General features: G+C 27.1%; 12 protein-coding genes and 1 pseudogene. All 13 read right to left on the bottom strand.

Annotation, left to right across the window (positions count from 1 at the left end; translation table 11 throughout):
* Positions 1 to 29: 29 nt before the first annotated feature.
* Positions 30 to 395 (bottom strand): hypothetical protein, encoded by a 366-nt coding sequence (locus ACZ41D_RS12620; RefSeq protein ID WP_464151769.1) that lies wholly within the window; start codon positions 393 to 395, stop codon positions 30 to 32.
* Between the two features lie 140 nt (positions 396 to 535).
* Positions 536 to 1,762 (bottom strand): O-antigen ligase family protein, encoded by a 1,227-nt coding sequence (locus ACZ41D_RS12625; protein ID WP_464151770.1) that lies wholly within the window; start codon positions 1,760 to 1,762, stop codon positions 536 to 538.
* Positions 1,763 to 1,819: 57 nt separating this feature from the next.
* Positions 1,820 to 2,146 (bottom strand): annotated as a pseudogene (locus tag ACZ41D_RS12630) (glycosyltransferase); the annotation flags it as partial.
* A 304-nt stretch (positions 2,147 to 2,450) separates the two neighbouring features.
* Positions 2,451 to 3,557 (bottom strand): glycosyltransferase family 4 protein, encoded by a 1,107-nt coding sequence (locus tag ACZ41D_RS12635; RefSeq protein ID WP_464153147.1) that lies wholly within the window; start codon positions 3,555 to 3,557, stop codon positions 2,451 to 2,453.
* A 100-nt stretch (positions 3,558 to 3,657) separates the two neighbouring features.
* Complete coding sequence (locus ACZ41D_RS12640) at positions 3,658 to 4,806, bottom strand: glycosyltransferase family 4 protein (protein WP_464151771.1); 1,149 nt, start codon at positions 4,804 to 4,806, stop codon at positions 3,658 to 3,660.
* 42 nt (positions 4,807 to 4,848) lie between these two features.
* Positions 4,849 to 6,015 carry a nucleotide sugar dehydrogenase gene (locus tag ACZ41D_RS12645; RefSeq protein WP_464151772.1) on the bottom strand — a complete coding sequence of 389 codons (1,167 nt, stop codon included), beginning with the start codon at positions 6,013 to 6,015 and terminating at the stop codon, positions 4,849 to 4,851.
* 162 nt (positions 6,016 to 6,177) lie between these two features.
* Positions 6,178 to 7,101 carry a glycosyltransferase family 2 protein gene (locus tag ACZ41D_RS12650; protein ID WP_464151773.1) on the bottom strand — a complete coding sequence of 308 codons (924 nt, stop codon included), beginning with the start codon at positions 7,099 to 7,101 and terminating at the stop codon, positions 6,178 to 6,180.
* A 94-nt stretch (positions 7,102 to 7,195) separates the two neighbouring features.
* Positions 7,196 to 8,605, bottom strand: coding sequence for a sugar transferase (locus ACZ41D_RS12655; protein WP_464151774.1), 1,410 nt, complete (start codon positions 8,603 to 8,605; stop codon positions 7,196 to 7,198).
* Positions 8,606 to 8,794: 189 nt separating this feature from the next.
* Positions 8,795 to 8,971, bottom strand: coding sequence for a hypothetical protein (locus ACZ41D_RS12660; protein WP_464151775.1), 177 nt, complete (start codon positions 8,969 to 8,971; stop codon positions 8,795 to 8,797).
* 4 nt (positions 8,972 to 8,975) lie between these two features.
* Entirely contained in the window at positions 8,976 to 11,939 is a 2,964-nt protein-coding gene (locus ACZ41D_RS12665) for an O-antigen ligase family protein (RefSeq protein ID WP_464151776.1), read from the bottom strand.
* Positions 11,940 to 12,096: 157 nt separating this feature from the next.
* Positions 12,097 to 13,770 carry a helix-turn-helix domain-containing protein gene (locus tag ACZ41D_RS12670; protein WP_464151777.1) on the bottom strand — a complete coding sequence of 558 codons (1,674 nt, stop codon included), beginning with the start codon at positions 13,768 to 13,770 and terminating at the stop codon, positions 12,097 to 12,099.
* Positions 13,771 to 13,930: 160 nt separating this feature from the next.
* On the bottom strand, positions 13,931 to 14,896 hold the full coding sequence (locus ACZ41D_RS12675) for a bile acid:sodium symporter family protein (RefSeq protein ID WP_464151778.1): 966 nt from the start codon (positions 14,894 to 14,896) through the stop codon (positions 13,931 to 13,933).
* Positions 14,897 to 14,911: 15 nt separating this feature from the next.
* Positions 14,912 to 16,582, bottom strand: a complete 1,671-nt coding sequence (gene ilvD, locus ACZ41D_RS12680; protein WP_464151779.1) for a dihydroxy-acid dehydratase — start codon at positions 16,580 to 16,582, stop codon at positions 14,912 to 14,914.
* Positions 16,583 to 16,794: the final 212 nt, after the last annotated feature.

Consider the following 16,794-nt stretch of genomic DNA (forward strand, 5'->3'; position numbering starts at 1 on the left):
ATTGTTTTTCGTCAGCTCCAAAACTTTTTTTATAATATTTTTAAAAAATCAGAAACACACAAAATATAACTAAAAAAATTTTGAAACTTCCACAGTTTTTTAAGCCTAAAATTACTTGCTAAATATCCTATATTTTTGAGTGGTGATCCATGCATAGTATCAACAATTATTTGATTCCTTACAGGCTTAAACACTTTAATATCTCTGTAGTAATAAAAAATATAGTTATCTCTTAATTGATTCCAAAGAACATATAATCCATTACAAATTAAAATAACATTTTTTCTAGGTGGAATATTTGCTTTAAAATAATAATAAGTTTTATAGCTTGCATATTCATCAATAGAAGACAAATAATCAGTAAGTGCCCATACATTTTCTATATCTCTTTTCAAACACAAAAATTCTATTTTTTGATTTTTTAATAATGTTATTAAATATTATTAATATATAATATTGAAATTTCCTAACAAAAAAATTGTACATTTTTGAAACAATTCTCATATTATTCGCATCTTTCACAAACCATATTAATTTATGTATTATGCATTCTTATACCTTTATTCCTAATAAAAACTGCACCTCTTTCTTTAATAAATCTTATACTTAGTCCCATATATATCCAAAACTGAAAATCTGTCAAATAAGATCCACTCACCATTAGTGGTACAACCCCTATACAAAACCATATCAACATTAAGTTTGATTTTTTTATGTCTTTTGAAAATAATGATTTAATAATAATAATTACCAAAACTATAATAATACATGTGCCCATTATAACCCCAAATCCAGAAATAATTTCTAATAGAATATTGTGTGAATAAGAACCACCAGAATATACTCTATCTCCTGCTAATCCTATTCCACAAATAGGTCTTGCTTTAATTTGGTACAATATATTACTGTAGATTTTATCTCTTCCACTAAGATGTATCTCATCTTTCAAAAACAATGTAATACTTCTACTATATATTCCAAAATTATTTAATATATTATTTAATAATGTAAGTATTTCTTTTAAATAAATTAATCCAATAAATATTAACGTTAGAATAATTATATTAAATAATATTTTTTTTATATTTTGTCTTTTCATATTAATTATAAAATATAACATTACGTATACTATAATACACATTATTGGTCCTCTAGAACCTATTGAAAGTATTATAAACATAGAAATTACAGCTAATACTAAAGAGTTAATTGAAAAATTCTCAAAAAACTTATTTATATTCATAATAGTAGGAAAAAGCATGTAATATGACATTGACATACTATATAAACCTAAAGATATTTTATTAATAAAAACCAAGAATCCAATAATTGCACCTATAATAAAAACTATCAAACTACACATTAACATAATATTTTTAAGTATTTTTGTATCATCAATACTAAAACTATATATAAAGCAAGGTAAACTTATAAAAAAAAAGTTAAATAAAACATCATTTAAATATACTATATTCTGTGGATAAAAAAGATAATTTATAGAAAAAATTGATATAGAAATAGAATACACTAATATCATTAATAAACCATTTCTTTTAAAAACAATTGGAAAAGAATAAATAAAAAATAGTCCTACAATAACTTTAGATCCTAATTGCACAATTTTACCAATGTTTGTCCCATCTATATTAAAATAGTATAAAGCAAAATATTGTACTATTAATATAATAAAAGAAGACATTATAGCTAAGCTTATCCATTTGTCTTGATTAAATTCTTGTCTTAATTTTTTTACTGCTATCATTTTTTTCATCCTCACATTGTATTTAATTAGCTTTATCTTATTAGTTAAAGTTAATAATTATTCTTTTATGAAATATTTTAATTTCTTATCTAGTTTCATAATATTTTTATCGTATATGTTACAATATACCTTCCCTATCTTATCCCAATCAAACTTATCAACCATATTTAAACAATTATTCGAAATATCCTCATAATTTTTCAAAATATCCTTAACCCTCTCGACAATTTCTTCACTAGAATCATACTGAACTGAATAACCAACTTCTCCTTCGTTAAATTGCTCATTAAAGTCTTGCCATTTTGTATAAATCTCTGGTAATCCTTGCGACATTGCCTCTGCATATACTAACTCAAATGTTTCATATTTTGAAAGCATTACAAATACATCTGAATTTTAATAACGGTTAATTAATTTTTTAACAAATATATGTTTTCTATAGTAATATATATTATTAATGTTTTTTAACTTTATAATTAATAAATTAGATATTTAATCTTTTAATATACTTCAAAATTAAAAATCATAAAATTAAAACATATAATAAATTCTCTCTTTAATTAAATATTATATAATATCTTACACTTTAGGTTTATATCACATATCAAAATTATTTACATAATCATTAAACTTTTTTCTAACATTTATAGAATTAGTACTTATATTTAATAATATACTCTGTTTTATCTTATCTATTGTTATAAATACTATAATATATCTTTAAATATTCATCAGTAATTTTTATCCAGTTGAATTTGTCACATAACTTTATACAATTTCTCGTTAACATTTGATAGTTATCAATAATTTTAATAATTTTATTATTAATATCTTCTATATCTAAACTTTTAACTGAATAACCAACCTCCCCATCCTTAAACTGGCCATCAAATCCTTGCCCTTTTGAGTAAATAACAGGAAGCCCTTGAGTCATTGCTTCAGCATAAGTAATTCCGAAAGTTTCTGTTAAAGATGGCATAACGTAAATATCGGATTGTCGATAATACTCAATTAGTTTTTCTTTAGGTGAAAAAGGAATATAACTTACAAATGAATATTTTTTCAACTTATTGAATACACCATTATCTAATACTTTACCAATAACGGTATAATTAGCTTTTATCCCAGATTTATTAAGTTTATCTATTGCTTTCGCTACAGTTAACTGATTTTTTCTTTTACATACATAACCTACTGTAATAATCTGTATAGGTTTGTCCATATGTAAATTATGTCTTATTTTTTTATTTTCTAAAAAAAAGTTTTCTACTCCATTGGGTATAATAACACTTTTTTCTAATAACCTTCTTCTTAAATCTTTAGAGACATATTTTGACAAAACGAAATTTCTATATTCAGGAGATAAAAATACAACTTTTTCCGCTTGCTTTAAAATTTCCATTCCTAAGTTGCGTAAAGTTATTCGATATTTTAGAAACACGTTAACATCAACATCTCTAACAGCTACAATATATGGTATACCCAACCTTTTTTTAATCTGTAATGCAACATAACCATTTGAAAACAAAGTATGAGCATGAACAATATCGAATTTTTTATTTTTATAAAGTTTAAAGAAATCTTCTAATACAAATTTTTCTTTTAAATGAAAAAAAGGTCGATGCCAATTTCTATAGTTAAGTCTAACATCTACATATGAGGATTTAACATCTGGCCACCCTCTTTCTTTTGCCCGAAAATAGAAAACTCTCAACTCTATTCCTCTAGATATTTGTTCCTCCATTAAGTTAACAAAAAATCGATCATAATTTGAACAAACATGACAAACTCTCATTTTTTTCACTTCCTAAATATTAATAATTAATAGCTACATCCTTTTTTAAAAAGACAAAATCAAGGCCTTTAAAAAATTTTTGTCTTTCGAGATTTCAATATTATATTTCAGAAAAAAGCTTACTCCATTTTTCTTTTATGAATTCTTCACTAAATTCTCCAATTCTAGACCTTTCAAAAGAATTTAATGCCAGTCTTTCTAATTCATCTCTATTTTCATTTAAATACAGTATCTTTTCAATCAAAAAATTCACTATTTTTTTATCGATATAATCCGAATAAATAGTATTTCTCCTATTATTCCATACTACAGTATTTGGCATATTATCATAATTAAAAAATCTAAATTTAGGATTTACTAAATACCCATTAAAATTATTTATTATCATTTCAGGTATAGCATACAAATCTGTTGTTAAGACTGCATTTCCTGATTTCATAGCTTCTAAAGTAACTAAAGAAAAACTGTCTTGTCTAGTTGGATTTAAATATATACAAGAGTCATTATAAAACTTATCTAATTCTTCTTTACTAAACTTAAAGTCAAACAAATTAATATTTTTATTTTCTTCTATAATTTTTCTAGTGTTTTTATCAATAGATTTTATTTGTGTAATAATTGTAAGTTTTATGTTATTAATACCTAAAGCTTTAAATTTATTAAAAGCCATTAAAATATCTTTTCCACCCTTTAAATTAAAATTTGAAGAAATATATAAGCATTGAATATCACTTTTTCTGCATTTGTTTCTAATACTTTCCTTGCTTGTCAGTGAATTAGCTTGAACAAATGGATATATTTGATCAATTTTAATTCTATCAGGTATAGAATAAAAACTCTTAACAGTATCATAGCATGCCTTTGATATACAAATAATCGATTTTAAATTAGGGTCACTAAAATATTTCTTTAATTTAATTCTACTTAAATAAGTATTATTTCTATAAGTAGAATAATGAACTAAAGCTAATGGGTTCTCTAAAAGGATTACATATTTCTTATCGGCACATACAAATCTGTTGTAGCTAAAAATAATATCTCCAGGTACATTTTTAACCTTAATTCTTTGGATTACTCCCAAATAATCCGCTAAACGAGAACTTACTAATCTGAAAATTACTTTTCTACTTTTAGAATTTACTTCATAAATAGCATTTGTATTATAAATAAATTCTATATCGCTAAATTTGCACTTAAACAAATTTAGTAAAAACCCTCTTGCTCTTGTCGCAACATAAATTCTCTTCATGTTAACCTTCCTTTATTTAATTATATATTTACATACTCTTTATTAATCTCTTCCATACAAATCTCTTGTATAAACCTTATCTTCAACATCCTTTAACTCTTTACACATTCTATTAGCAAGAATTATATCAGAGATTTTCTTAAATTTATCTAAATCATTTATTACTTTAGAATTAAAAAATCTATCTTCCTCTAATACCGGCTCATATACTACTACTTCTATTCCTTTATCTTTTATTCTTTTCATTACGCCTTGAACAGCAGATTGTCTAAAATTATCCGAATTAGTTTTCATTGTTAGCCTATATACTCCTACAATTTTAGGTTTCTTTTTAATTATCATATCAGCTATATGATCTTTTCTTGTTCTATTTGCATCAACTATTGCTCCAATAATATTATTAGGAACATCCTTATAATTTGCTCTAAGCTGCTTTGTATCTTTTGGTAAGCAATATCCACCATATCCAAAAGAAGGATTATTGTAGTGATTTCCTATTCTTGGATCAAGACATACACCTTCAATAATTTGTTTTGTATTAAGTCCTTTAATTTCTGCATATGTATCTAATTCATTAAAAAATGCAACTCTCATCGCTAAGTATGTATTTGCAAAAAGTTTTATAGCTTCTGCTTCCGTTGGATTAGTGTATAAAACAGGAATGTCTTTTTTTATTGCTCCTTCTATTAAAAGATTAGCAAAGTTCTCTGCTCTTTCTGATTGTTCTCCTACAATAATCCTGGATGGATAAAGATTGTCATATAGTGCTTTGCCTTCTCTTAAAAATTCTGGAGAAAAAATAATATTGTCTGTATCAAACATTTTTTTTACTTTTTCAGTATACCCTACTGGTACAGTTGATTTAATAATCATTACAGCATTAGGATTTATAGTAAGTACTGCTGATATAACACTTTCTACAGTCGTAGTATTAAAATAGTTCTTTTCATAATCATAATCTGTAGGTGTAGCTATGATAACAAATTCTGCATTTTTATATGCTTTATAATTATCAGTAGTTGCTATTAGATTTAATTTCTTAGTTGATAAAAATTCTTGAATTTCTTTATCTACTATTGGGGATTTTTTGTTGTTCAACAAATCTACTTTTTCTTGAACTATATCAATTATTTTAACTTCATTATTTTGTGCAAGCAATACACCAAGCGATAATCCTACGTAACCTGCTCCTGCTACCGTGATTTTCATGTTTCATGCCCCCTTCATCCTGTAAAAATTGTTTTTCATGAAATAATATCGATTTTTTAATAAAATAATTTAACGTAAACACTCTAATTATTATATTTAATTAAATCACTTATTATAAAGCAAAACATATAAAAATCAATCAATAATTTAAAATCTTATTTGTTAAATTTTAATGTTAATATTTTTATTTCTTTTTATTTTTTTTATATAATATATAGTTTCTAAAACACAATCTATAGGTGAAGCTAAAAAAGCTTTAATTAAATATTTTATTGCAATAAATGTCTTTTTACTTCTTTTACTTACAACCATCATAACAGCATAATGCCTAAATTTAACATATAGTCTCTCTCGAAAATTTAATAGATCAAAATACTTTTTCTTATAGTTATAAAGTTCTACTTCTTTATCAAGTTTATTTTTACCTACTGATATTCTCTCTCCATTATGTATATATTGTATTACATGTGCAACTGGTAAATATCCAATTTTCAAACCACTTTCAATAGCCTTCAACATTAACATAAATTCTTGTCCCATTTGTACATCATCAAAACCACCAATATTGAGGATAGCTTTTTTTTTAAACATATATGTATCTGTAGGTGTTAAATGGTGCATTATATGTTGCTTTAATAGTTCTTTCTTAGATAAATTTTTTACATAACTATGTTCTCTATAATCCACTAATTTGTCATCCGTATTATGAATTCTTACATCAGTAAAAGACATATCTAATTTATTATCAATCATATAATTAATTTGACTATTAATTTTATCTGGCAAATAAATATCATCGTCATCAAGAAATGTTATATAATCTCCACTTGCTTTAAATAAACCTTCATTTCTAGCAAGTGCACCGCCTAGATTTTTTTTATTTTTTATATATACTATATTACTATAGTTACTATATTTTTTCATTTTTTCTTCAGTTTGTGCTCTATACTTTGAACTGGAATCATTATCATCTACTACAATTATTTCAATATTTTTGTAAGTCTGATTTAGTACAGAGTCTATAGCCCTTTGAAGAAATTCACTTCGTTTATATGTGGGTATTATCACACTTACTTTATTATTCATAATTAATATATCACCTTCTTAAGACATTAATTAGCCACTTTAACACTAAGCTATAAATTTAATTGGGTAGTCTCTCTAAGAATTTTAAATCATCTCATTCTATCTTAGTAACTCCTAGTTCTTCGTATGTATTTAAATTTAATTCTTTAAATATCTCTTCTAATTTTTTCTCCTTGGAAACTCCTTTTGAACTATCTTTAATAAACATAATTTTTATAGTATTAAAGATAATTTTTATATCTAGTAATAATGAATAATTTCTTATGTACAACAAGTCATACTTAGCTTTATTTTCTGCATCTGTAGAATACTTGCCTAATATTTGAGCCAATCCAGTTACTCCTGCTTTTACAAATATCCTATATTTAAACTCTTCAATTTCCTCATTAAACTTTTCAACAAAAAAAGGTCTTTCTGGACGTGGCCCAACTATGCTCATGTCTCCTTTCAATACGTTAATTAATTGAGGAAACTCATCTATTCTAGAAGCTCTTAAAAACCTACCTATAGGAGTTATTCTAGGGTCCTTTTCTGTAGCTAGTACAGGACCAGTATGCTTTTCTGCATCTACTATCATAGTTCTAAATTTATATAAATTAAATATTTTATTATCTTTAGTAACTCTTTTTTGTTTATAAAATATTGGTCCTCCGTCATATAATTTAATAATTATCGAAACAATTAATAATAAAGGTGATACTATAATCAATCCTATTAAAGATACAGTAATATCTAATAATCTCTTTAAAATTTCTTGCTCAAAAGATAATCCCATACTATTAACTTTAAAAACAAGAATGTCATTAATCTGAGTAGTCTTAGAATTCACCAATGCTATTTCAAATAATCCCGGTACTATATAAACTGTTTTATTTCTCTCGGAACAGTATTTTATAATGTTTAGCTTGTCCTTATTACTCACATTATTTCCTATGTATATCTTATCAACATTATTTATAAAACCATAAATTAAGTCATTTACTTCACTACAGATATATTTAATATTATCAAAATTATATTTATCCAACAGTAATTTTTTTGCTATGCATTCCGCTTCTTCTTTAGGCGCTATAATTAATATATCTTTTCTCTTTCTATTAATTTTAATTATATTTATAATAACAATCTTTAAAATGAATAAAAGGACAAATTGAAGAAAAAATCCTATTAAAAAAACACTACGAGGGAAAGCAAATCCTCTATCAAAAAACACAATTGCTACAGTTATTATATCAATTAAAAATAGCGAAATACCAATAGTTATAGCATTTTCAAACAAAGACTTTTTTACTGTTGAAACAATATTATATATATAAAATATTATAACAGAAGTTATTATTATATAAGGTATATTATCGTAAAATGGCATAATATTAACAGGTGATGGCTTCTTATCAAATCTTATTAAAAAAGCTAAATAAAACCCTAGTACAACAAATACAATATATAATATTACTTCTAACATCTTAAAAATAATACCATCTCTTTTTTTACTATTATTCATTTATAATCCCTCGCTTTATGGTAAAAGCACAAATTAATCAAATATTAAACATATTAACAATTTTACATATATCCATTTGGATTATTTTTTTGCCAGTTCCAAGAATCTCTACACATAATCATCATCAAAAATACTTAGTCTTTCTCTTTTCCTTATTGCTACTTGTGTAATATAAGGCATTACTATTGGCTATTTTGTTTCTTTTATTTCTTTATAACAATTATAACAAAGTTGTCCTACACCTTCTATATAACCATACCTTTCTTCTATTGGCTGGTCCTTCCTTATATTTGTCTTACATTTACAAATAACACACGTTTCATATAGGTCTTCCTTTTTCTTGAAAAGATGAATTATTTTACTCATTTTATTATTCTCCTCTAAACGCCAACACTTCTTCAACATCTATATATCCTTCATCATTGCCGTTATGCTGGAATCTTAAGTACTGGCTTCCTGGTTCTATGTCTTCGTCTGTGTGTATATCCAATTCATATATATTCCAGTTATTATCTAACTTTATACCTTTAAGCTCTCCTTGGTTTCTATCTTTAGCTTTGTTATCCCATACATAGAATTTAAATGTGCCATCCTTTACAGTACCTCTTGCTTTGAAATATACCTTGTAATCTGTATCTGGCTCTAGCTTCAATCCATATGGGTAAACTATACCATATTTTTCTCCATCATTTGTTATCCTTATAAAACTGCTGTCATTTTCACTCATCAATTCATACTGTACATTTCCACCTTCAGGGTTCCATATAGCTAACTTATCAATTTTTCCATTGTTGTCCATATCTAAATCAAAGTAATATGCAAAATCTAATGTATATCCTTTAGGTATATTATATTCCTTATTATTTATATTTTCATAGTAAAATTGTATATATCCTAACTTGTATAATAAATCTTCGTTATACCTCATAGGCCTTATTGCTGTTTTAGTTATTTTTTGTACTTGTTCTTTTATTTTATATGCTTCATTAATTATTTCTTGTGCTTTTTCTGTATCTTTCTTTTGATTTACATAATAGTAAAATGCTGCTAGATATGCATCACATTTTTGTGCATAGTTTTCTAATCTCATTGGATTTAACTCTACAGCTTCATTTATTAATTCTAGTGATTTATCTATTTCACCTATACTCATGTAGTAAGATGAAGCCAATGCTTTATATACTGTACTGTATGGGTTTATATTCATAGCGTCATCTACTAGCTTTTTATGCTTTATGAGGTATTGGTTATCCTTAGTGTTAGTATATTTTAGCCTGTAAAATTTAGTTAGGTCTACTTTATAGTTCATTTCATATGGATTAGCTTCTACTGCCTTTTCAAAATACATCATAGCTTCGTCTGTATTGCCATTACTATTTGCTTCTATAGCTTTTTCTGCATAAGCTTGTCCCTTGTATAAACCATATGCTAATTTGCTAGAAATTATCATTAACGCTATCAATGCTATTGTAGATATTAGTGGTATAACATTAACCTTACTACTAGTATATTTTTTTCGTTTTACAGTTTTTTCTTCATTTTTTGTAAATATTTTGTCATACTCTACAGTTCCATATGCTATACCTAGCAATGCCCATAGTATATATGTAAGTCCTGACAATGATAAGTCAAAGTCCATAAATGCATGTGATAGTATAGATGCTGCTGCCATAAATATTGTAGCTAAAAGTAGTCTATTGTAATCAGAACTATCACTCATATATTTCTTTATAAGATAAATAGTTAATAATACTAAGAAACCTACATAAAGTAATAACCCTATAGTCCCTACCTCTATCCACAGCTGCAGAAAATGGTTATGTGCTTGAGTAGTTGGATAGTTATATGACTGGTATATTTGGTATAATGTTACCCAGCCTCCACCACCTGTGCCGAAAATAGGATAATCTTTTACTATTTTAAATCCATCTCGGTAAAAAGCTAATCTTCCCGAAGCACTATTTTCTTTTAAACTTATATTGTCAAATCTCTGTACTATTCTTTCTGGTATGTATTTGTATTTTAATGGTATGTCTTTTACTACATTATCTTCTTTAGTTACTACAGCTTCATTATATGTTATAGAAGTGTTTGTGTAGTAATTATCAAAATATATCCTTAATCCTTCTGTGTTATCTAATGTAGTAAATGGTATTGTTATCTCTTTTTTAGATGTGTCTTCTATATTTACAAATTCTATCTTAGTATTATTATCTTGTTCATCTACGCTATATATTCTCACTCTTCCTGCATAAGGCTTTTCATCATTTATTTCTGCATCGTATTTTACTGTCAGTTGATACTCTTCATTAGGTAGTATATCCCCTACACTCCTATATACGGTTGACCACTTGTCTTTATCACCATTATTAGATAAAGTAAGTGTGGTAGTAGCATTTACCATGTAGGTTATTGCTACTGCAAGTATGATGACAACTACTCCAAATGAAATTAATAACTTCTTTATAGTGACTTTTCTTAGTTTTTCTTCTATAATTGAAACTAATAATGTCAATACCGTCGATAGTACTGCTGCAGATATAAATATTATCCACAGTTTGTCTTGTGAGTTTTGTAACCTGTTAGCAAATAAAAATGATAGTGGTACTGCTGATATTACTGCTGCTATAATATAGAGTATAATCTCTAGCTTTCGTTTATTTGGTACAAATATGATAAATATTAGCAGCATAAAGGGAAGTAATATCCACATGCCCCTTGAATATGTAAGTATAAATGCAAATATGTATATTCCTGATAATGCTCCGTATAGACATTTTAGTTTTTTGTTTTCTACCCAAGATGTTAGTCCTATGGATAGTATAAACATTGCTCCTAAGTAAGAGGCTAATGTATTTGGATATTGAAATGTTGAACTTAGTCTGTAGCCTACATATGCACCATTATAGTCCCAAGTACCTATGGCTGAACCTATACCTACTATAGCTACTCCTGCTCCGCTTAGTAGTAATATGGTTAGCAGCCATTTTCGTTTATTATCATCATTCACTATATCTCTTGCTAGTATGAATATAGCAAAGTAGTTTGCGTATTTTAAAAATTCTCCCAGTGCTAGTCTAGTATTTACTCCATATATAGTAGAAATAAGGTACATAAATACTACTCCTAATGCTAGCATATCCACTGGTGTTTTTACAAGCTTATAGTCTTTGTCTTTATACCTAGATATAAGCCATATAGCAGTTACTGCAAAGGCAAATACCTGGGTTGGAAGCAATTCTTTGTCGAAAAACAACCCTCTTAAGTATGGAGGGTATACTAGGAGTATTGTTAGTAAGGTAAATATGATATTTTTTTGTTTTACTTTTGGCATTTTGCATTCTCCATTCTTTAATTTATCAAGGTATATTATACATTTTTTGTTTCTTTTTTTCAATTTAAAAAATGCACTGGAGTAAAACTCTCTGTGCACTTAGAAACTTCTCTAGACACTAAACTATTACCAATCGCTACGTCAAAGTTTCTGTAGTTTATAAGTAATTATCTTCTTTATTCCTATATTTATTTCTATACTGAACAGGAGTTAATCCTACACTTCTTTTAAATACACTTATAAAATAACTGTCATTTTTATATCCTACCTTTTTGGCTATATCACATACTTTCATGTTAGAAGTTCTTAAATATCTTTTTGCTTCTTTTATTCTTAAATTGTGTATATAACTGCTAAAAGAGATATTATTCTTTTTGTTAAATAAAAGGCTTAAATAATTTGGGCTAATATAAAAAGCATCAGCAACTAAATTTAAGTTTAATTCTTCTTTATAATGAGTATTAATATACATATTAATACTATCAATTAAATCTTTTCTATTAAGCTGTATTATTTTTTTATATTCCTCAATACAATCAATACAAAAACATTTAAGAACATCCCACGGATCTTCTTTTTTTATTTGATGAATATATTTATTATATTTCATTCTCATCTTTGATATTATTTCTATATTTTCTAAACTTCTTAAAGCCGTCCTAGATAAAACTATAATCATTTCTCGTACAATATTTTCACCATCTATATATTTACTCCTATATTCATTAATAACTCTTTCTATTTTTTCTGTATTGAGCTCCTTAATAGCATCTTCTAAAATTATTTCTAATTTATAAGGATACATTATCTTTTCTGCTTTATTTAAATTTTCTAAAAAATTTTTTTCATAATATATTCTATAGTTTACTTTTTGAAGTTCATTTTTTAATTGTATTTTTTCTTCTTCACTTGTCAATATTTCATGTTCTTTCTCCATCAGTTCATTCTCTAAAATACTTCGCTCCAATAATTCCTGTATGAATTGTGCTGCAATAGTTAAGTGTTCGTGTATTACATAAATACGGCTTTTAATAATACTAGGAATTTTTTTGTACATATTCCAAATAATATTATGGTTAATATTCAATTTTTTCTCAATTTTTAAAATTTTTTCATCAATTTTTTTGTTATTACTTAAAATAAAACTATCACTTCTAATATAACCCATAATTTTATCATTTATAGTTATTGGTACTTCTAATTCTATTAGTCCAAAATCACATTTATATATTTTATCATTAAATTGATTTGTACTATATGCTGTATATTTCCGCTTACTACAATCATATACAGAAGCACACAATTTACAAAAATCTATTTTTTCTTTTTCATTAGTTTTATTAGTAAGGAGTTGATTGTTTTCATCATATATATGAATCTGATGTTTCAATAATTCAGACAACTTTTCTTTTATACTCTGTAATACTTCAGTAGAAATAACATCTTGAATATTATTACACAACGGGAAAACATACGGTTTTTCTAATTGAATTGATCTTGTAGGGACGTACACTATAATAAACACCAAGTCTTCTTGTCCTAAATTTATTACTTCGTGCTCTGAATAAGGATGAATATATATAAGCATAGATTTATTGATAATTTCTTTTTTTCCATCTGTAATAAAAATTCCTTGTCCTTGTATCACAAAAACAATTTGTTCCTCACCCAAGTGAAAATGCCTTTTTTGATGGCACCTAGGATAAATTTTAACTTGTGCTACACTTATTCTACAATATGATGCTCCAACTGGTTCATGAAGCCATGATATTTCTCCCCATTCGAAAATTTGTTTATCATGATGTATATCTGAATTATTGAGTAAATTCATGATATTCACTCCTAACGATATACAAATTTACTTATCTATAATTATATCATATATCTTTTTGCATAAAAATTCCCCTTAAGACGTTAGTTCTTTATTTTTTAACTATCTATCTTAAGAGGAATAAGAAAACTAAGTAAATTTTTTTATTTTATAATTGTTCTTAGCTAAACTGCTTTTTAGGCATTTTCACTTCTAAAGATTTTACTAGCCACGCAAAAATCGCTCCAGAGATATTGTGCCATGCACTAAATAATGCTCCTGGAACTGTTGCTAAAGGCATTGCTGCAAATTGGCTTGCTGCTAATGATGTTGCTAAGCCAGAATTTTGCATGCCAACTTCAACAGCAAGTGTAATACTCTTTTTGCGATTCATACCAGTTAATCTTCCTATTAAAAATCCTAAAGCATACCCACATAAATTATGCAAAATAATTACTACAACAATTAACCCTAAAGAACCCAATATCCGATTTGCATTTGCTCCAATTACGCCACCTACAATGCATGCTATTGAAATTGCAGAAATTGCTGGCATATAGTCATTAATGAAATCTGCATTTTCCTTTATAATAGACTTAACAATTAACCCTAATGCTATTGGTAAAAGAACAACCTGTATAATACTAATAAACATATTCACTGGGCTAAAATTTACTGACTGTTTAATCAATAAATAAGTAATAGCTGGTGTTAAAATTGGTGCAAGCAATGTAGAAACTGTTGTCATAGCTACCGAAAGTGCTACATCCCCTCCTGCCATATATGAAATTACATTTGAAGACGTCCCTCCTGGGCAAGTACCTACTAATACTACCCCTACCATTAGTGGTTTTTCTAGTCCAAATATTTTCGATAGTAAAATAGCTAGCATAGGCATAACAATAAATTGTGCAGCCGTTCCTTTTAAAATATCAAGAGGTCTTTTCAAAACTACTTTAAAATCATTTAAACTTAATGTCATACCCATTCCAAACATTATAATGCCTAATAAAATATTGATAACAGATTGCCCAAATAAAGCTGACGTTACCCATTTAAATAATTTTGGTGTTAAAAAGCCTAGTATCATAAAAATAATAATTATTACACCAAAATATTTTGAAATTAATTTTGCTATTTTTTTCACCAGCATAACCTCCCACTAATTTCTTGGTTTTTCTAAAATTGCCCCTTTATTTCCTGATGTAACTAAGGCTGCATAACGTGCTAAACAACCAGTTGTAATATTAGGTTGTTTACTAATCCAATTAGCTCTTCTCTTTTCCAACTCTTCCTCAGTTACTTCAAAATTTATTGAATAGTTATTTATGTCAATATTAATAATATCACCTTCTTCAACAAGTGCTATATTCCCACCTACTGCTGCCTCCGGTGATACATGACCTATAGCTGCTCCTCTTGTTGCTCCACTAAACCGTCCATCTGTTATAAGTGCAACTTTACTACCTAACCCCATACCTATGATAGCAGAAGTTGGACTTAACATTTCTCTCATTCCAGGTCCACCTTTTGGTCCCTCATATCTTATAATTACTACATCTCCTTCTACAATTTTTCCTCCCTTAATTGCTTCAACTGCGTCTTCTTCACAATCAAATACTCTTGCTGGGCCACTATGTTTCATCATTTCCGGTGCTACAGCAGAGCGTTTTACAACACAAGATTCTGGTGCTAGATTACCTTTTAGAACTGCAATTCCACCTGTCTCACTATATGGTCTTTCTATAGGTCTAATGACTTCTGGGTTTTTATTAGTACAACCTTTTATATTTTCTGCAATTGTTTTGCCAGTACATGTAATAATATCTGTTTTTAGAAGACCTTTCTTATCAAGCTCATTCATAACAGCATATATACCACCTGCTTCATGTAAATCTTCTATGTATGTATTCCCCACAGGTGCTAAATGACACAAATTTGGTACCCTTTCACTAATTTCATTTATTATATCAATGTCTAAATCCAATCCTGCTTCGTGTGCAATAGCTAGTAAGTGTAATACACTATTAGTACTACAACCTAATGCCATATCTACTGATAAAGCATTTATAAAAGCGTCCTTTGTCATAATATCTCTTGGTCTAATATTTTTTCTAATTAATTCCATAATTTGCATACCAGCATGTTTTGCTAATTGTAATCTTTCTGAATATACAGCTGGTATTGTCCCGTTCCCTTTAAGTCCCATTCCTAATGCTTCTGTTAAACAATTCATACTATTCGCTGTAAACATTCCTGAACATGACCCACAAGTTGGACATGCTTTCCTTTCATATTCTTTTACTTCTTCAAGTGACATTTTACCAACTGTATACGCTCCTATCGTTTCAAACATAGATGATAAACTAGTTCTCTTGCCACCAACTTTACCAGCAAGCATTGGCCCACCGCTAACAAATATCGTTGGAATATTAATTCTTGCAGCTGCCATTAAAAGTCCTGGCACATTTTTATCACAATTAGGCACCATGACTAATGCATCAAAAGAATGTGCTATCGCCATTGCTTCGGTAGAATCAGCAATTAATTCCCTAGTTACTAGAGAATATTTCATTCCTTTGTGTCCCATAGCAATACCATCACATACTGCAATTGCTGGAAAAACTATTGGAGTTCCACCTGCCATAGCTACACCCATTTTCACTGCATCAACAATTTTATCTAAATGCATATGACCAGGTACAATTTCATTATAAGAACTCACAATACCAACTAATGGTCTATCAATTTCTTCTTTTGTTATCCCAAGTGCATTAAACAAAGAGCGATGTGGTGCTTGCTGTATCCCCTTTTTTACTAAATCACTTTTCATATAATCATTCCTTTCTAAATTATTTTTTATAAAAGATTTAAAAATTAAAATCTGTAATATAATACTTAAGAAAAGGTTTGCCTTGTCTTTAATAAATATTTCTTAAATATGAGTATAACAAGTTTTGATTATAAATAATTACAAAGTATATTTTCATATATTAACTAGTTAATGATATAAAAAAATTAAGATTTATATTAAAAAAATAAGGT

The organism is Brassicibacter thermophilus, from assembly GCF_055378355.1.

Coding starts and splice junctions, on each gene's coding strand:
- ACZ41D_RS12640 (WP_464151771.1), bottom strand. CDS start 4,806: ATGAAGAGAATTTATGTTGCGACAAGAGCAAGAGGGTTTTTACTAAAT.
- ACZ41D_RS12670 (WP_464151777.1), bottom strand. CDS start 13,770: ATGAATTTACTCAATAATTCAGATATACATCATGATAAACAAATTTTC.
- ACZ41D_RS12645 (WP_464151772.1), bottom strand. CDS start 6,015: ATGAAAATCACGGTAGCAGGAGCAGGTTACGTAGGATTATCGCTTGGT.
- ACZ41D_RS12625 (WP_464151770.1), bottom strand. CDS start 1,762: ATGATAGCAGTAAAAAAATTAAGACAAGAATTTAATCAAGACAAATGG.
- ACZ41D_RS12635 (WP_464153147.1), bottom strand. CDS start 3,557: ATGAGAGTTTGTCATGTTTGTTCAAATTATGATCGATTTTTTGTTAAC.
- ACZ41D_RS12650 (WP_464151773.1), bottom strand. CDS start 7,101: ATGAATAATAAAGTAAGTGTGATAATACCCACATATAAACGAAGTGAA.
- ilvD (WP_464151779.1), bottom strand. CDS start 16,582: ATGAAAAGTGATTTAGTAAAAAAGGGGATACAGCAAGCACCACATCGC.
- ACZ41D_RS12660 (WP_464151775.1), bottom strand. CDS start 8,971: ATGAGTAAAATAATTCATCTTTTCAAGAAAAAGGAAGACCTATATGAA.
- ACZ41D_RS12655 (WP_464151774.1), bottom strand. CDS start 8,605: ATGAATAATAGTAAAAAAAGAGATGGTATTATTTTTAAGATGTTAGAA.
- ACZ41D_RS12665 (WP_464151776.1), bottom strand. CDS start 11,939: ATGCCAAAAGTAAAACAAAAAAATATCATATTTACCTTACTAACAATA.